14 protein-coding genes are annotated in these 16,666 nt (G+C 43.2%); all 14 read right to left on the bottom strand.

Annotated features, from left to right (window positions below):
• Window positions 1-3: 3 nt before the first annotated feature.
• Window positions 4-2,580, bottom strand: coding sequence for a DNA mismatch repair protein MutS (gene mutS, locus MKY50_RS09270; RefSeq protein WP_167559711.1), 2,577 nt, complete (start codon window positions 2,578-2,580; stop codon window positions 4-6).
• A gap of 132 nt (window positions 2,581-2,712) precedes the next feature.
• On the bottom strand, window positions 2,713-3,258 hold the full coding sequence (gene cotE, locus MKY50_RS09265) for an outer spore coat protein CotE (RefSeq protein WP_003231833.1): 546 nt from the start codon (window positions 3,256-3,258) through the stop codon (window positions 2,713-2,715).
• Window positions 3,259-3,519: 261 nt separating this feature from the next.
• On the bottom strand, window positions 3,520-3,951 hold the full coding sequence (gene ricA, locus MKY50_RS09260) for a regulatory iron-sulfur-containing complex subunit RicA (protein ID WP_003231834.1): 432 nt from the start codon (window positions 3,949-3,951) through the stop codon (window positions 3,520-3,522).
• Window position 3,952: 1 nt separating this feature from the next.
• Entirely contained in the window at window positions 3,953-5,482 is a 1,530-nt protein-coding gene (miaB, locus tag MKY50_RS09255; protein ID WP_014664026.1) for a tRNA (N6-isopentenyl adenosine(37)-C2)-methylthiotransferase MiaB, read from the bottom strand.
• 147 nt (window positions 5,483-5,629) lie between these two features.
• Window positions 5,630-6,808 carry a glycine C-acetyltransferase gene (locus MKY50_RS09250; protein ID WP_041336018.1) on the bottom strand — a complete coding sequence of 393 codons (1,179 nt, stop codon included), beginning with the start codon at window positions 6,806-6,808 and terminating at the stop codon, window positions 5,630-5,632.
• Window positions 6,809-6,820: 12 nt separating this feature from the next.
• A complete protein-coding gene (gene tdh / locus MKY50_RS09245) occupies window positions 6,821-7,864 on the bottom strand; it encodes an L-threonine 3-dehydrogenase (protein WP_014664024.1) in 1,044 nt (347 codons plus the stop codon).
• Window positions 7,865-8,129: 265 nt separating this feature from the next.
• Window positions 8,130-8,390 carry a stage V sporulation protein SpoVS gene (gene spoVS / locus MKY50_RS09240; protein ID WP_003154135.1) on the bottom strand — a complete coding sequence of 87 codons (261 nt, stop codon included), beginning with the start codon at window positions 8,388-8,390 and terminating at the stop codon, window positions 8,130-8,132.
• Window positions 8,391-8,589: 199 nt separating this feature from the next.
• Window positions 8,590-9,384 (bottom strand): 2',3'-cyclic-nucleotide 2'-phosphodiesterase, encoded by a 795-nt coding sequence (gene ymdB / locus MKY50_RS09235; RefSeq protein WP_003245138.1) that lies wholly within the window; start codon window positions 9,382-9,384, stop codon window positions 8,590-8,592.
• A 68-nt stretch (window positions 9,385-9,452) separates the two neighbouring features.
• Window positions 9,453-11,015 (bottom strand): ribonuclease Y, encoded by a 1,563-nt coding sequence (gene rny / locus MKY50_RS09230; RefSeq protein ID WP_003221010.1) that lies wholly within the window; start codon window positions 11,013-11,015, stop codon window positions 9,453-9,455.
• 275 nt (window positions 11,016-11,290) lie between these two features.
• Window positions 11,291-12,466 (bottom strand): serine hydrolase domain-containing protein, encoded by a 1,176-nt coding sequence (locus MKY50_RS09225; protein WP_341116515.1) that lies wholly within the window; start codon window positions 12,464-12,466, stop codon window positions 11,291-11,293.
• A gap of 167 nt (window positions 12,467-12,633) precedes the next feature.
• Window positions 12,634-13,680 (bottom strand): recombinase RecA, encoded by a 1,047-nt coding sequence (recA, locus tag MKY50_RS09220; protein WP_003245789.1) that lies wholly within the window; start codon window positions 13,678-13,680, stop codon window positions 12,634-12,636.
• Between the two features lie 172 nt (window positions 13,681-13,852).
• On the bottom strand, window positions 13,853-15,103 hold the full coding sequence (locus MKY50_RS09215; RefSeq protein WP_003231847.1) for a competence/damage-inducible protein A: 1,251 nt from the start codon (window positions 15,101-15,103) through the stop codon (window positions 13,853-13,855).
• Between the two features lie 17 nt (window positions 15,104-15,120).
• The gene (gene pgsA, locus MKY50_RS09210; RefSeq protein ID WP_341116514.1) at window positions 15,121-15,702 is read right to left on the bottom strand and encodes a CDP-diacylglycerol--glycerol-3-phosphate 3-phosphatidyltransferase; all 582 of its coding nucleotides are present in this window, start codon (window positions 15,700-15,702) and stop codon (window positions 15,121-15,123) included.
• A gap of 49 nt (window positions 15,703-15,751) precedes the next feature.
• Window positions 15,752-16,666: a cell shape determination protein RodZ gene (gene rodZ, locus MKY50_RS09205; protein WP_088325885.1), complete on the bottom strand. Its 915-nt coding sequence runs from the start codon at window positions 16,664-16,666 to the stop codon at window positions 15,752-15,754.

The following is a 16,666-nucleotide window of genomic DNA, read 5'->3' as shown; positions in this document are numbered from 1 at the left end:
GTTTTAATGTAATTTCTTTTGCAGCTTGTACATTTCATTCATCGCTTCAAGCGGTGTCATATCCAGTATATTAAGTGATTTGAAAGCATCGATCACTTGCTTTTCTTTTTTTGAAAGCTTTGGTGTTTCAGCCGGCTTTTCCGCTTCGTCAAAAAAGGACAGCTGTGCCGGCTCTTCTTTCACCTGAGGTTTCTGCACCGGCACTTCCGGTTTGTTTCCTGAATGTTCAAGCTCTTTTAAAATATCTTGAGCGCGCGCAATCAGATCTCCCGGCAGTTCGGCAAGCTGAGCTACATGGATACCATAGCTTTTATCAGCGGCACCTTCTTTAATTTGATGAAGAAAGACAACCGTTCCGTTATATTCTTCAGCGCGAACATGAACGTTTTTCAGCTGGGGCAGCTTGTCCTCAAGAACGGTCAGCTCGTGATAGTGTGTGCTGAACAGCGTCTTGGCGCCGATATGATCGTGAACATATTCAATAATCGCCTGTGCCAGCGCCATGCCGTCATAAGTGGACGTTCCCCGCCCGATTTCATCAAACAGAATGAGGCTGTTTTTCGTCGCGTTGACAATCGCATTTTTCGCTTCAAGCATTTCTACCATAAATGTACTTTGTCCGGAAATCAAATCATCTGCAGCCCCGATTCGTGTAAAAATTTGATCAAAAATCGGAAGCACCGCTTTTTTCGCGGGTACAAAGCAGCCGATTTGCGCCATAATGGAAATGAGCGCGATTTGTCTCATATACGTGCTTTTCCCTGACATGTTTGGACCTGTAATGAGAAGCATTTGTCTGTTATCGCCCATCATACAGTTGTTCGGGACATATTCCTGGCTGTCCATGACTTTTTCAACAACCGGGTGTCTCCCTTCAATCACTTCGACTTCATCTTTAGAGAACTCCGGTTTCGTGTAGTGACGATTTTCACTGATTGTCGCAAAGCATTGCAGTGCGTCCAGCTCGCTCATCTGTTTTGCAAGCAACTGCAGCCGCGGAATATACTGCTTCACTTTCTCGCGCAGCTCGGTAAACAGCTCGTACTCCAGCTCACAGATGTTATTTTCCGCCTCTAAAATGAGCGCTTCTTTTTCTTTTAATTCAGGTGTAATGTAGCGCTCTGCATTGGTTAACGTCTGTTTCCGCTCATAACGCCCTTCCTCAAGCAAGTGCAAATTTGCTTTTGTCACTTCAATGTAATAACCGAAAACTTTATTAAAGCCAACCTTTAAAGAACGAATGCCTGTGTATTCCCGCTCCTGCTGTTCCAGGCGGGCAATCCAGTCTTTTCCGTTTCTGCTTGCATCACGATATTCATCAAGCTTTTGATTATAACCATCTTTAATCAGGTTCCCTTCTTTTACCGATAAAGGAGGGTTTTCGTACAGCGCTTCTTCCAGCAGTTCAAGTACATCCCCGCAAGGGTCAATGCGCTTTGCACGTTCCTTGGCCTTGTCATGAGCCAGTGAAGCAACCAGCTGTTTGATGCCAGGAACTTGCTTTAACGATTCCTTCAGCTGAATCAAATCCCGGGCATTGACATTTCCGAATGCAACGCGGCCGGCAAGGCGTTCTAAGTCATATACTTCTTTTAAACGTTCACGCAGATCTTCCCGTTCAAAGAAATGGGACATCAATGTTTCCACCATTTCTTGGCGCTCTTCGATTTGATTGACTCTGATAAGCGGCCGGTCAATCCACTGTTTAAGCAGCCGGCCTCCCATTGCCGTTTTTGTTTCATCCAGCAGCCACAAAAGGGAGCCTTTTTTATTTTTCGAACGGATCGTTTCGGTCAGCTCCAGATTACGCTTTGAGTACAAGTCAATTTTCATCGCTTCCTCAAGCTCATACACCTGTACGGGCTGAAGATGATCAAGGCTGCGCTTTTGGGTTCTTTTCAGATACGTATATAAGCGCATAAATGTTTTTGTTATATCTTCATTATTTAAGTGCTCAATGATCGTTACGTGTTCGTCTGTTTCTCCGTCTTCAATTGAGATCGTTGCACCGCACCGCTCTCTCAGCTGTGCCACAGTATCTGCATCCAAGCTTCCTGAAACCACGATTTCCCGTGCGCCGACTGAATAAATTTCTGATATGACGTCTTCAAGCCGTTCAATCAAAACAGCCAAATTTTCTCCCGTTGTTAAATCAGACAGCGCAAGTCCGTATCCGTTCGAGCAGGCTGAAACAGATGCGATAAAATTATTTTCCGATTCATGGATGCCTTTGCCGTCCATTACAGTTCCGGGCGTAATCAGCTGAACCACTTCTCTTTTCACAACGCCCTTTGCGGCTTTCGGATCTTCCGTCTGTTCACAGATCGCCACTTTGTATCCTTTTTTAATAAGCTGTTCGATATACGCGGAAGCAGAATGATACGGCACACCGCACATCGGTATTTTTTCAGCCGCACCGCCGTCTCTGCTCGTTAACGTAATTTCCAGCTCCTGTGACGCTTTTTTGGCGTCCTCAAAAAACATTTCGTAAAAATCACCCAGGCGAAAAAATAAAAAGGCATCCTGGTGCTCTGCCTTTATTTTTAAATATTGCTGTATCATAGGCGTATAACCGGCCATTGTTTAATCCCTCACTATGTATCAACGTTTCTATTTTCCAACCTTCATTATAACATAAACAAAAAGTGATAAAAGAATGATATATCAATATAAAAAAGAGACTTGGGGGTACTGTCTCCCCTAGTCCCTTTTTTATTCTTCAGGATCTCCCACTAAAAACTCCGGGTTGATGTCTTCAAGCTCTTCATCAAGCTCATCTTCCCAATCTTCCTCGTCATCCTCTTCCCAGTCAGGATTGACCTCAACAACTACCTTTGTTTCCCCTACCACTTCCGCCAAAAATTCTCTTTCTGCCTGCACAACGATTTTATTTCCATTCGGCGAAATGGTCACTTCAAGGCAGTTTGGCTGCTGAAGCACTTTGGCAATCACTTCATGCTCATCATCTAAGTAATTATTGTCTCTGTATCTGAGTTTAATGACATCTACATATTTTACCCGTTCTGTGACAACCTCTGTCTTTGTGTTGTCCGCGTAAGAGTACCATACGTTTATATCATAATACCCTTCAATTTCTACCGTTTTTCCAATTTTTTCAGCGTCATACTTGTGGTTAATAATCCAACCACCCAAAATGCTGCTCGGTTTTTTCTCAGGCGAGATGGTGTTGGTGCATTGGGTGAATTTTCGGCCTTTCGCTACTACTGCCTTCGTAATAATTTCCCTGTATTCAGACATTCCGGCATGCCTCCTTGTTCTTCTTCGTGTTATCTTATGCTGGGCATTTGTCTAGTGTGCATTTTTATAAATAAAATATAAAAATACAAAGTTTCTGTTCCATTGTATGCAGGGGTGCCTAGAAACTTTACTTATAAGTGCGATAAAGTTTATACGCGGCTGAGCACAGAAAAACCAATTGAACATTTGGTACATAGATTATTTAGTTCATTTTTAACCGCACAAATGATAAAAAAACACGGGCCTGTAAAGGCACCGTGTTTAGAGAGAACAGCTGTTATTTGAATGCTTCACCTTTGAACCGGTTTCCCCTTTCAGCAGGTCGCCTCCGGTTGATGTGATGATTTCATTTGTGACTTGGTTGGAAATGGTGTGTGCAACGAGCTGCAGTAGGTCATTTACCTCCATCTGCGAGTCTCTGAATTCCTGGATAACAGGAATCTCTTCAAGCTCTTCTTGCAGCGCGTCAATTTTTGCTTCTACTTGTTTGAGCGCTTCATGCTTTTCATAATGCTTCAGATTGACAGCCTGCTTTTGCAGGGCTTTAATCTGATTAACGATTGTGGACACTTTGTCATTCTCATTGATTTGCGCTTCAGCCCGTTTGAAAAAATCAACCTCTTCTGTTTCAGAAATCATTTTTGCAAGGTTTCGAGCCTGCTGCACAATGTCTTTTTTTGAGTAGAGCGTCATCTCATTTCACCTCGATTGCTTCTCCTACCATTTCTCCGTCAAGCGACCATGTTTTCGCTTGCTGGATTTTCACGCGGACGATTTTGCCGATGGCTTCCTTCGGCCCTTTGAAATTGACAAGCTTGCTTTTTTCAGTATAGCCAGCAAGAATATCAGGGTTATTTTTGCTTTCACCCTCAACTAATACTTCGACAACCTTGCCTTCGTATTCCTTCATTTTTTTAGCAGAAATTTCATTCACCAGTGCGTTTAGACGCTGCAGGCGTTCTTTTTTCACACGCATCGGTACATTATCTTTCATCTTAGCAGCCGGAGTGCCTTCACGCGGAGAGTAAATGAACGTATAGGCGCTGTCAAACTCCACTTCACGGTATAGAGAAAGCGTTTCTTCAAACTGTTCGTCCGTTTCATTTGGAAATCCGACGATAATGTCCGTTGTCAAAGAAGCGTTTGGCATTGCTTCTTTAATTTTTCGCACCAGCTCCATGTAACGCTCTCTGTCATATTTGCGGGCCATCAGCTTCAGAACTTCTGAGCTTCCTGATTGAACCGGAAGATGAATGTGATCAAGCAGATTTCCGCCTTTTGCCAGCACTTCAATGAGGCGGTCGTCAAAGTCGCGCGGATGACTCGTTGTAAAACGGATTCTCGGGATATCGATTTTTCTCAGTTCATCCATCAAATCACCAAGTCCGTACGTCATATCTTCAAAGTCTTTTCCATACGCGTTTACGTTTTGGCCTAACAGAGTAATTTCCTTATAGCCTTCACTTGCGAGCCTTCTCACTTCCTGAATGATATCTTCAGGGCGGCGGCTTCTTTCTTTCCCGCGTGTGTAAGGCACAATGCAATACGTACAGAATTTGTCACAGCCGTACATGATATTGACCCAGCCCTTAATTTTTCCATTTCGGACTTTCGGAAGGTTTTCAATAACGTCCCCTTCCTTAGACCAAACTTCTACAACCATTTCTTTTGAAAGGTATGCTTCTGACAAAAGCTCCGGCAGGCGATGAATGTTATGCGTTCCGAAAATCATATCGACAAACGGATGTTTTTTCAAAATACGGTTCACGACTGATTCCTCTTGGGACATACAGCCGCACACGCCTAAAATCAGATCGGGATTGTTTTTTTTCAGTGCTTTTAAGTGCCCGAGCTCACCAAACACCTTGTTTTCAGCATTTTCACGGATTGCACATGTATTTAACAAAATGACATTGGCATCGTCAACAGAGTTTGTCGCTTCGTAACCGAGCGCCATAAAGATCCCTGCCATAACCTCTGTATCGTGTTCATTCATTTGGCAGCCGTACGTACGGATATAGAACTTTCTTCCGTCTCCCAATCCTTTAAATTGTTCAGAAATTTTAAAGTCATTATGATAAGTAACGGCTTCCTTGCCTCGTTTTTTCGCGTCTTTTAAAGAAGGCGGAATGTAAACAGCTTCAAAGTACTTGCTGTAATCCTTCTCGGATTTTTTGTCCGATGGATTAACTTGTCCGCTCTCTAATTTTTGTTTTTCATTCATGTCATATTTTCTCCTTTCAAACCAAACTTCCACCCTTCAGTATAAAGGTTATTGAAGCTCTGCACAACTGGCAACCTATCATTGTACACTCATTGAGAATAATAATCAATAAGGAATCAAAAGAGGAAGAGTAAACTCTTCCTCTTGTTACAATAGCTGGAGCTCCTTTGCCGTCTTTTCGATGACATCAAGCGCCTGATCCAGTTCATCCTTGGTGTGCTCTGCTGTTATAATCGTGCGAATTCTGGCTTTTCCCTTTGCTACAGTCGGGAAAACGATACTTTGGGCAAAAACACCGCGAGAAAGGAGCTGATCTGAAAATTGCTTTGCCACACCTTCATCACCTATTAAAATAGGAAGAATCGGCGTTTCACTCTTCGTGAGAGTCAGACCCATTTTCACAAGCATTGCTTTAAAATAGGCAGTATTCTCCCACAAGCGCTCCATATGCTCCGGCTCTTCAAGCAAGACATCAATCGCTTCCATACAAGCTGCAGTGACTGCCGGCGGATGAGATGTGCTGAATAAAAATGGACGGCCTTTATGGCGCAAATAATCGATCAGCACCTTTGAACCTGCAGCGTAGCCGCCGAGCACTCCGATTGCCTTGCTTAATGTTCCGACCTGAATATGCACTCTGCCGTCAAGACCGAAGTGATTCACCGTTCCCCTGCCGTTTTCGCCAAGTACTCCGGATGCATGGGCGTCATCCACCATCACAAATGCGTCATATTTCTCAGCGAGCTCTACAATATCAGGCAGAGGAGCTATGTTGCCATCCATGGAAAATACGCCGTCTGTCACAATCAGACGCATCCGATAATTCATTGACTTTCTCAGCACCCGCTCTAAATCACTCATATTGACGTGCTGATACACCTTTTTATCCGCCTTTGTCAGTCGAATTCCGTCAATAATAGAGGCATGGTTCAATTCATCTGAGATGACAATGTCCTCTTTTGATAGAATACTTGAAAGTACGCCTTGGTTTGTTGTGAAGCCTGATTGGAATACAAGTGCCGCCTCCGTTTTTTTAAAGGCTGCCAGCTTTTTCTCAAGCTCTTGATGCATTGTAAATGTACCCGCAATCGTTCTCACTGATCCGGTGCCGGCTCCATACTGCTGAACGGCCTCCTGTGCGGCGTTGATGAGTCTAGGATGTGAAGTGAATCCGAGGTAATTATTAGAAGATAGCTGAATGACTTTTTGGTGATTCACTGTGACAGATGGGCCCTGCATAGATTCAAGCTGTTTTATGTCTTGCCATGTATGGTTTTCTTTCATACTATCAAGCTCTGCTTTTAAAAACTCAAATTCCTTCGTCATGTTTATCCCCCTTTATGGAATTAAAATTACTTTTCCGCACTGCCCGCTTCTCATCAGTTCGAAACCTTTTTCAAACTCCTCTAACGGAAACTGATGGGTAATAACAGGTGCAAGATCGATCACGTTTGAACTGATCAACTGAGACACTTGGCGCCATGTTGAAAACATTTTTCTTCCTGTGATTCCTTGGATGGTAAGCCCTTTAAATACCACTTTATTCGTCAAATCAATTGTCACCGGATGTTCCGGCAAGCTGAGAATATGAAATCTTCCGCCATTCGCAGCCATCGCAAGACCTTGGGCAATCGCTGAGGGATGGCCCGACATCTCACAAACAAGATCTGCTCCTTCCCCACTTGTTAAAGCGCTTACAATTTTGAGCGGGTCTTCTTTTTCAATAGAAACAGTACAAGTCGCTCCCATTTGTTTTGCAAGCCTCAGCCTGTATTCATTCTTATCAATCGCTATCACCTGAGAAGCTCCTGCTGCTTTTGCAACCGCAACAGCCATAAGACCAATCGGCCCGCATCCAATGACTGCAGTCGTTCCTCCTGCAGGCTGGCTCTCAAGTACGGTATGAACTGCATTTCCTAAAGGCTCTTGAATGGAAGCAATTGACGGGTCCATATCAGCGGGATTTCTCCAAATGTTATCAGCTGGAACTTTTACATACTCCGCAAAACAGCCTGCCGTGTCCACTCCGATTATAGCAGTATTGGTACACACATGAGATTTTCCTGTTAGGCAAGGGACACATTCACCACAAACAATGTGTGTTTCCGCAGACACATACTCTCCCACTTTTACACTGCTGACATTCTCTCCCACGTCCTCTACGATGCCGCTGAACTCATGGCCGAAAACATAGGGTGTTTTGATTCTCTGACGTGCCCATTGATCCCAATTATAAATGTGGACATCCGTGCCGCATATGGAAGCGGCTTTCACTTTTATGAGGACTTCATGTTTATCAATCTCAGGAATGGGAACTTCAGTCAGCACAGCACCGAACGCCCCGTCCTTTTTCATTAGAGCTTTCATCTTTCCACTCTGCATGTACAATCCTCCTTGAAAAATTCTTGTTATATTCGGATTGTACCATGATATGGAATAAGCGTAAACAGCACTGTCTTTTCCATAAGGACAAAAGTATCTGTCTTGAAAAATGGGCGGAAATTTTTTTTGAAACGTTTTAGCTCATTTCTGATTTTGTATATTCGCTCATTTATGTGCTAAAAATACTATCGGGAGAAAATATCACAATAAATGAAAAACAACCTGTTTGCATTACGCAAACAGGTTGAGAATGCTTTATTTGTTTTTAGCGAGGCTCCACGATTAATTTAATCGCTGTTCTTTCTTCCCCATCGATTTGAATATCTGTAAAAGCCGGAATACAAATCAAATCAACGCCGCTTGGCGCCACAAATCCCCTGGCAATCGCCACAGCTTTTACAGCCTGGTTTAATGCACCCGCTCCGATCGCTTGAATCTCGGCGGCTCCTCGCTCTCTCAACACGCCTGCAAGCGCACCTGCCACTGAATTTGGACTCGATTTTGCTGAAACTTTTAAGATTTCCATTTCTGCTCCCCCTTAGTTTTACAATGGATAAGTGAGTGTTCATTAGAACAATCATTATTAGATGTTGCTATCCAAAAAGCCATCCCCACAATGCTTTTCAAAAATAGCGGGCTACCTTCCATTTTTACTATATTCACTAAGGAGTTGCTATATTCCTGCTTTTCTTTTTAATATTTTTATAAAATAACCATATGTTCAACTATTCAAAGAACATGTGATCATCGTTGATTAAAATACGCTCAATTTTCACGGCTTTTTTCGTTTGATCGTCAATGTCAATGACAACTCCGCTGAGCGTTGTTTTTCCTTCAGCGACAGTAAACCGGACTGGAAGGTTCGTTTTGAATCGCTTAATAATCGTCTCTCTGTCCATCCCCAGTATACCGTCATACGGGCCAGTCATTCCCACATCAGTAATATATGCCGTTCCCTTCGGCAAAATGCGGTTATCCGCTGTTTGCACGTGTGTATGAGTTCCTACTACAGCCGATGCCCGTCCATCCGTGTACCAGCCAAGTGCGAGCTTTTCACTTGTCGCTTCGGCATGAAAGTCAATAAAAATGTACGGTGTTCTTTTCGCAGCTTCTGCGATCAATTCATCCGCTTTTAAAAACGGGTCATCAAGCGGCGGCAAAAACGTACGTCCCTGCAAATTAATGACTGCTAGTTCTTTGCCGTTTGCTTTCACATATGTGATCCCTTTCCCCGGTGTTCCTTCAGGAAAGTTTGCCGGGCGAACCAAGTTCGGAACGTCATCTATAAAATCAAATATTTCTTTTTTGTCCCATGTGTGGTTCCCCATTGTGATTGCATCTGCGCCGGACTGGATTAAGCTGTGATAAATTTTTTCCGTCAGGCCTTTTCCATGTGCAGCGTTTTCACCATTAATAATGGTAAAGTGAGGCTTATATTTTGTTTTTAGCTTTGGTACATATTCTTTGACCATGTCACGGCCCGGTGAACCGACAACATCTCCGATAAATAAAATTCTCATTTTGTAAATCCTTTCTTCTTGAAAATTCCTTGCCGTCAAAAAAATAAAGTGATGCTTAGCGCATCACTTTATTTTGCATACTCTACGGCTCGAGTCTCTCTGATTACTGTCACCTTAATATGACCTGGATAATCGAGCTCGTCCTCAATTCGCTTGCGGATATCTCGCGCCAGTCGATGAGCCTCAAGATCATTAATTGAATCCGGCTTCACCATAATACGCACTTCGCGTCCAGCCTGAATGGCAAATGATTTTTCAACACCTTCGTAGGACTCAGAAATTTCTTCGAGTTTTTCAAGTCTTCGAATATAATTCTCGAGCGTCTCACTTCTTGCGCCAGGTCTTGCAGCGGAAAGCGCATCTGCTGCAGCTACCAGCACAGCGATAATGGAAGTCGGCTCCTCATCCCCGTGGTGTGATGCAATACTGTTAATCACGACTGGGTGCTCTTTATATTTGGTCGCAAGCTCTACCCCGATTTCAACGTGGCTTCCTTCTACTTCATGGTCAATTGCTTTCCCGATGTCGTGAAGAAGACCCGCACGTTTAGCAAGCTTTGCGTCTTCACCAAGCTCCGATGCCATTAGACCGGCCAAGAATGCGACTTCCATGGAATGCTTAAGCACATTTTGACCGTAGCTTGTACGGAACTTTAAGCGGCCGAGGATCTTGATGAGGTCTGGGTGGAGGCCGTGAACACCAACCTCAAATGTCGTTTGCTCACCCATCTCACGAATATAGTCATCGACCTCGCGGCGAGATTTTTCAACCATTTCTTCAATCCGTGCCGGATGAATACGACCATCCTGAACGAGTTTATCAAGAGCAATTCTGGCTGTCTCACGTCTGATCGGATCAAATCCGGAAAGAATGACAGCTTCAGGCGTATCATCAATAATCAGGTCAATTCCTGTCAGCGTTTCAAGCGTACGAATGTTACGCCCTTCCCGTCCGATGATACGTCCTTTCATCTCATCATTTGGAAGATTGACAACTGATACCGTTGTTTCGGCAACGTGGTCCGCTGCGCAGCGCTGTAAGGCGAGTGAAAGAATGTTTTTCGCTTTCTTATCCGCCTCTTCTTTCGCACGGTTTTCAGTTTCTTTTGTCATGATGGCGATGTCATGTGAAAGCTCGTTTTCAACCCGCTCAAGAATGATTTGTTTTGCTTCATCACGAGTCAGACTCGAAATTCGTTCCAACTCTGACTGCTGCATACGAATCATCTCATCCACTTTGCTTTCCATCTCTTCAATATGTTGTTGTCGTTCATTCAGAGAATGATCTTTCTTCTCCAACATCGCTTCCCGTTTATCAATTCCCTCATGTTTGCGATCAAGGTTTTCCTCCTTTTGGAGTAAACGGTTTTCTTGTTTTTGAAGCTCATTTCGTCTTTCACGAACTTCCTGTTCAGCATCTATTCGAAGTTTGTGGATTTCATCCTTTGCTTCAAGCAGAGCTTCTTTTTTCAGTGCTTCAGCATCACGCTTTGCATCTTCAAGAATTTGCTCGGCTGCACCGCGTGCGCCCGCAATTTTCGCTTCGGCAATGGTTTTACGAACAAAGTAGCCAACAACTAAACCGAGTAGAATCAGCAAAATGGAGATGAGAACCATCATAATTGGGGTCATACTTTCACCTCCTCTTGCTATGAACTTGGTTGTTGCTTAAAAAGTGTCGGCATGTACATTGTCTAGTTTTCTCAACATACAGAACCTTCACAGGGAATGAGTGTGTTCATCGCCCTTGTCAAGTTTAAATGGTTTAACAATCATGTTAAAAAAACAAATGTTACAACTTCATTGTAAATGTGTCGGAAATACTTGTCAAGCTTGCCATCTTAACGTTTGCAGGCCAGTCGTCTTTTCATGTGCCGAATGCAATTCATCCAAAAGAAGATCACCAATCATTCTTGATTCAGAAGCTGGTATATTTTATTGTTCACTTGCCCCAATTTAGCATTATTTTGAATGTTTGAGAACAAAATAACAATGGTTTGCCCAGATTTGCTAAAGCTGTTCAAGATATTGAAGCCCGGCATAACACCATGGTTTGAATAGCTTCCGGGATCAACATAAAATCCCATGCCGTATGTGGAGCTGCTCCCTGGCGTAAACATCTTTTCATAGCTTTTTTGCGAATACAGTTTTCCGTCTATCAGCGCTTGGTCAAATTTGTACATATCTATAGCGCTCATATAAATATCACCGGCTCCATACAGCTGGGATAGATCAGGTATATACGGTGTAACTGTTTTGCTGCCCTCCATCTTATACCCGACAGCAGGATAAGGTTCTTTTTCATATGTTTTGTAAAAGCCTGCATGCTTCATTCCCGCAGGTTTAAAAATATGATTCTTTATGTACTGTTCATAGGGCTCACCGCTTACTTCAGCAATAATATAAGCGAGAACAGAATAGTTGGAATCCTTGTAGTCCCATACGCCCGGCTGACGTTTGATTCCCTGAAGTTCTATGTCTTTTATTAAATCGTCCGGAGTAATGGCGCCGTTTCCTTCAATATGTCCGTTTATCCCCGATGTATGTGTAAGCAGATTCTTCAAAGTAATCGTTTGTCCGTTAGGAAAATGAGGTAAATACGTGCTTACCGGATCACTTGTCTGAAGTTTCCCCTTTTCCTCAAGCTGCAAAATAGCAGTTGCAATCAGCGCTTTTTGTGATGAACCGACATAAAAAGATGTCAATGGATTATTTTGAATATAGTGTTTACGGTCAGCATAGCCAAAACCTTTATTTGTTACGATTTCTCCATTTCTGACAATCATGGCTGTTCCGCTGAAACCGATCTCTTCTAAATAATTGCTGATTTTTTGATTTCGATCCACTGTTTTGATTTGTTCCTCTGATTTTTTGGCAGTTTTCTTTTTGACCTCTTTTTTCTGATCGGTATTTGAAACCGCTGCAGTTTCTTGAGATGGCTCGTTTTCTTCACTATTTCGATGAAGAGCATTCCAAATCGTAATGCAAACCATCACTGCTAAAAGACCAAGCAACAGTTTTCCTCTTTTATTTAGTTTTCTCCGTCTGCGTTTCGCAGTTCTTCTGCGGGTTGGGCTTGTCATTCATTTTTTCCTCCCAAAATAAATTCCATTTTGCACACGTTTTGTTAGACGAATAAAGCCCTAAAAAAGTTGTCAAAAAAAGCAATATTTTTATCATTTTTTTGCAAAATACAAAAAAGCTGAGTTTTTCACTCAGCCTTTTGTATCATTTGAAACTTATTTTATATTTATTCTTCAAATTCGAGTTCTTCTTGTGTCTCTTCAGCTTGCTGCTGCACTACTCCGTTATTATCCAAGCCGTAATGTTCGCGAATTTGCTCCTGGATCATCAGCATGATATCTTTATTTTCTTTCAGGAATTGTTTTGCATTTTCACGGCCCTGGCCAAGACGCTCTTCTTCATAAGAGTACCATGAACCGCTTTTTTGCACGATATCAAGTTCAGTTCCTAAATCAATGATTTCGCCTTCTTTTGAAATGCCTTCTCCGTACATAATATCAACCTCGGCTGTACGGAACGGCGGAGCCACCTTGTTTTTCACGACTTTGATTTTCGTTTTGTTCCCCATTACGTCGTTGCCTTGTTTCAGCTGTTCAGCACGGCGCACTTCGAGACGCACGGAAGAATAGAATTTCAACGCACGGCCGCCAGGAGTTGTTTCCGGGTTCCCGAACATAACGCCGACTTTTTCACGAATTTGGTTAATGAAAATCGCGATTGTCTTCGATTTGTTAATGGCCCCTGAAAGCTTACGAAGCGCTTGAGACATTAAGCGTGCTTGTAAACCGACATGAGAATCTCCCATGTCGCCTTCAATTTCCGCTTTCGGAACGAGAGCGGCTACAGAGTCGACAACGACAATGTCAACTGCCCCGCTTCGAACCAATGCTTCCGCAATTTCAAGCGCCTGCTCGCCTGTGTCAGGCTGAGACAGTAAAAGCTCTTCGATGTTAACACCGAGCTTTTGCGCGTATACCGGATCTAACGCATGCTCCGCATCGATAAACGCGGCTTGTCCGCCCTGCTGCTGAACTTCAGCAATCGCATGAAGCGCCACAGTTGTTTTACCTGAGCTTTCAGGACCGTATACTTCAATAATCCGTCCGCGAGGATATCCGCCAATTCCCAGTGCTGTATCAAGAGCGAGGGAGCCGCTTGGGACAGTAGAAATTCTTGTATCTGTCTTTTCTCCCAGTTTCATAATGGAACCTTTGCCGAACTGTTTTTCTATTTGTTTAAGAGCCATATCTAAGGCTGCCTGACGATCACTCATTCTATTTTTTCCTCCTTTATGTTACCACTACATATACTATACCCTGTTTGAAGGGATTTGCCAAGAAAAAAGCGAACGCATATTCGGATTTTTTCTTGGCGTGATTCCTATCAAAATATCATAATGTATCAGAGAAATCATGTTTTCTTAGGAGGATAATGTGCTGAAAATATTATTTTTGCTCTAAAAGCTTTAAGATTAAATGGCAGCCGTATTTAGCGCCGCGTTTTCTGATCCCCGTTCTGGAGCCCGCAAAGTGAAACTCGTGAACCTCTTCTTTACCATTTGCGGAAATGCCGATAAACACATGCCCAGGCTCATGCCCTTCTTGAGCATCAGGTCCTGCTACACCAGTAAAGCTAATGCCGATATCGCTGCCAGTGAGTTTTTGAACACCCTTAGCCAGTTCGGATGCGCACTCCTTGCTGACCGCCCCAAAACGATCTAATGTTTCCTTCTTGACACCAAGCACATTCTGCTTCACGTCGTTTGTATAGCAAACAACGCCCCCGGCAAATAATTTTGAGGCACCGCTATGATCCGTCAGCCATTCAGAAAACAGCCCTCCGGTAAAGCTTTCTGCCGCAGAAATTGTAATGCCTTTTTCCTTACACGCTATAGATAGCTCTTTTACAAGAGAAGTATCATCGTAACCATAGAAAAATTCACCGACACGCTCTAAGATAACGGCCTCTGTTTCTTTTAACAGACGCTCTGTTTCCTTTTCATCGGCGTGTTTGGCTGTCAGACGCAGCGTCACCTCTCCATCAGCCGCCAAAGGCGCAATTGTCGGATTGGTTTGTGCATCAATAATATCTTCCAAATCGGCTTCAAGCTGAGATTCACCGATACCGAAAAAGCGAAGAACAGTTGACACAATTTTTTCATTTGAACCCATCTTTTTCAGCAGAAGAGGCTTTGCCTCGTTTTCAAACATTGGACGCAATTCGCTCGGCGGTCCAGGAAGAAGCATATAATAGCGCGATTCATGCTCTGTGAGCATTCCCGGGGCCATTCCAAAGTGATTCGCCAGCACGTCAGAGCCTTCGATCACAAGCGCCTGTTTTCGGTTATTAGGTGACATCGTGCGTTTTGTTCGTTTGAAATAGTCCTCAATGGATTGGAATGCCTCATCATTTAACACAAGCGGACGTCCCAGCGTATTTGCAATCGTTTCTTTCGTCAGATCATCTTTTGTGGGTCCAAGCCCTCCTGAAAAAATAATGAAGTCAGAGCGTTCTTCAGCAATGCGGATGACCTGCTTCAGCCGCTCCGGGTTATCTCCGACCGCTGTATGATAAAATACGTTGACCCCGATTTCAGCGAGCTGTTTGCTGATAAATTGAGCATTTGTATTGGCGATTTGACCAAGCAGCAACTCTGAACCGACTGCAATTATTTCTGCTTTTTTTGGAAATTCCATGACGAAGTCCTTCTTTCTTAGTTAGATGTTTTTAACGCTTCCCAATTTTTAGAGAAATATTCCCAGCCTGAGACGACAGTAAAGAAGACGGCTACCCACAGCGCCAAGTCTGCAAACGGGAATGACACAAGTTCAAATGGAAGATTATGAAGAAGCAATGCAGATACCGCAATAATCTGTGCCCAGGTTTTGATTTTACCAAGCATGTTAGCAGCTACGACTTCTCCTGTTCCGGCTAAGACAAGCCTTAAACCTGTCACGGCAAACTCCCTGCTGATAATCACAATGACCATCCAAGCTGGAGCGAGATCAAATTGAACAAGGATAATTAACGCTGCGGATACGAGCAGTTTGTCCGCAAGCGGATCAAGAAATTTCCCGAAGTTTGTTACGAGATTCAATTTTCGGGCATAATACCCGTCCACCCAGTCTGTTGTAGATGCAATAATAAATAGAATGGCCCCCGCCAAATGTGCGACCGGGATGGATTCGTCTCCAACTTCGAGCCTGCCCCAGCCAAACGGCGCCAGCATGATAATCATGAAGATTGGGATTAATGCGATTCTAGCTAGTGTGATTTTATTTGGTAAGTTAAACATAAAGCCCCTCCAATTTCATACTCGGACGTGAAGAAAAGTCATCTGGTAATTAAGATGACTTTTCTTCCTTTTTATTTACAATCTTTATGGTTTGTGCCATCACTTTTTTCGGATCAAGTTCATATGAAAGAACCTTACCGTTGATTTTTATTTTCAGATTAGGTGCATATCCGGTGCGGATATCAACTTGTTTCTGATCAGTTATGTCTTTTTTATAGGTTTCGTCTTTTTTCAGCGTTCCTTCTTTTAAAGAGCTGCTGTTTTCATCGCGCACTCGAATCCAGGAGCTGTCTGATGCCTTCAGTTCCAGCTCGATTTTATCAGCGCCGGACACTTCATAAGTCGTTAACGATCCTTCAGTGCCAGCAGCTTTAATCTCCAGCTTATCACTGTCATTTTCTTTTTTCTTATCTTCGTTTTCTTTCGTTTCTTTTTTAGTGTCTGTCTCTTTTTCAGAGCTGTTATTTTGATTCTCTTTCAGCGTTGAATCTTTAGGGATTTCGTACTTGCTCTCACTTTGCGTAATTGCTTTTTCTGATGCCGCATTGTGATCATCACTGTTTTTGTGATTGGCAAATTGAATGATCGTGTACACAATGGCAATCACGACAATCACGCCGAGAATAACAAGTATCGTTGGCAGTAGCTCCAGCGCCTTAGATGCTGGCTTTGGCATTTCCTTTTGAAGATTCATGCCGGAGATCTTTTCAGACACATCATCATGATACGTATTAGGGATATCTTTTTTATGCTCCTCAAACAGCTGATCCGCATCAAGCCCAACGGCTTCTGCATATTGCTTGATGAATGCCCGAACATAAAACTTCCCCGGAATAATGTCATAGTTTCCTTCCTCCAAGGCGGTTAAATACCTTTTTTGAATCTTTGTTGCCGCTTGGAGATCATCCAATGACATTGCTTTTTCCTCTCTGGCTTCTTTGAGCCGGATTCCTAGTTCAGTCAC

The organism is Bacillus sp. FSL R7-0685 (genome assembly GCF_038002425.1).
Classification (GTDB): domain Bacteria; phylum Bacillota; class Bacilli; order Bacillales; family Bacillaceae; genus Bacillus; species Bacillus subtilis.
The sequence above is the reverse complement of the archived record's forward strand: the minus strand, read 5'-3'. Positions and strand labels throughout refer to the sequence as shown.

Excerpts from the sequence above, each read along its gene's own strand:
- mutS (WP_167559711.1), bottom strand. The coding sequence starts at position 2,580 with ATGGCCGGTTATACGCCTATGATACAGCAATATTTAAAAATAAAGGCA.
- cotE (WP_003231833.1), bottom strand. The coding sequence starts at position 3,258 with ATGTCTGAATACAGGGAAATTATTACGAAGGCAGTAGTAGCGAAAGGC.
- ricA (WP_003231834.1), bottom strand. The coding sequence starts at position 3,951 with ATGACGCTCTACTCAAAAAAAGACATTGTGCAGCAGGCTCGAAACCTT.
- miaB (WP_014664026.1), bottom strand. The coding sequence starts at position 5,482 with ATGAATGAAAAACAAAAATTAGAGAGCGGACAAGTTAATCCATCGGAC.
- MKY50_RS09250 (WP_041336018.1), bottom strand. The coding sequence starts at position 6,808 with ATGACGAAGGAATTTGAGTTTTTAAAAGCAGAGCTTGATAGTATGAAA.
- tdh (WP_014664024.1), bottom strand. The coding sequence starts at position 7,864 with ATGCAGAGTGGAAAGATGAAAGCTCTAATGAAAAAGGACGGGGCGTTC.
- spoVS (WP_003154135.1), bottom strand. The coding sequence starts at position 8,390 with ATGGAAATCTTAAAAGTTTCAGCAAAATCGAGTCCAAATTCAGTGGCA.
- ymdB (WP_003245138.1), bottom strand. The coding sequence starts at position 9,384 with ATGAGAATTTTATTTATCGGAGATGTTGTCGGTTCACCGGGCCGTGAC.
- rny (WP_003221010.1), bottom strand. The coding sequence starts at position 11,015 with ATGACCCCAATTATGATGGTTCTCATCTCCATTTTGCTGATTCTACTC.
- MKY50_RS09225 (WP_341116515.1), bottom strand. The coding sequence starts at position 12,466 with ATGACAAGCCCAACCCGCAGAAGAACTGCGAAACGCAGACGGAGAAAA.
- recA (WP_003245789.1), bottom strand. The coding sequence starts at position 13,680 with ATGAGTGATCGTCAGGCAGCCTTAGATATGGCTCTTAAACAAATAGAA.
- MKY50_RS09215 (WP_003231847.1), bottom strand. The coding sequence starts at position 15,103 with ATGGAATTTCCAAAAAAAGCAGAAATAATTGCAGTCGGTTCAGAGTTG.
- pgsA (WP_341116514.1), bottom strand. The coding sequence starts at position 15,702 with ATGTTTAACTTACCAAATAAAATCACACTAGCTAGAATCGCATTAATC.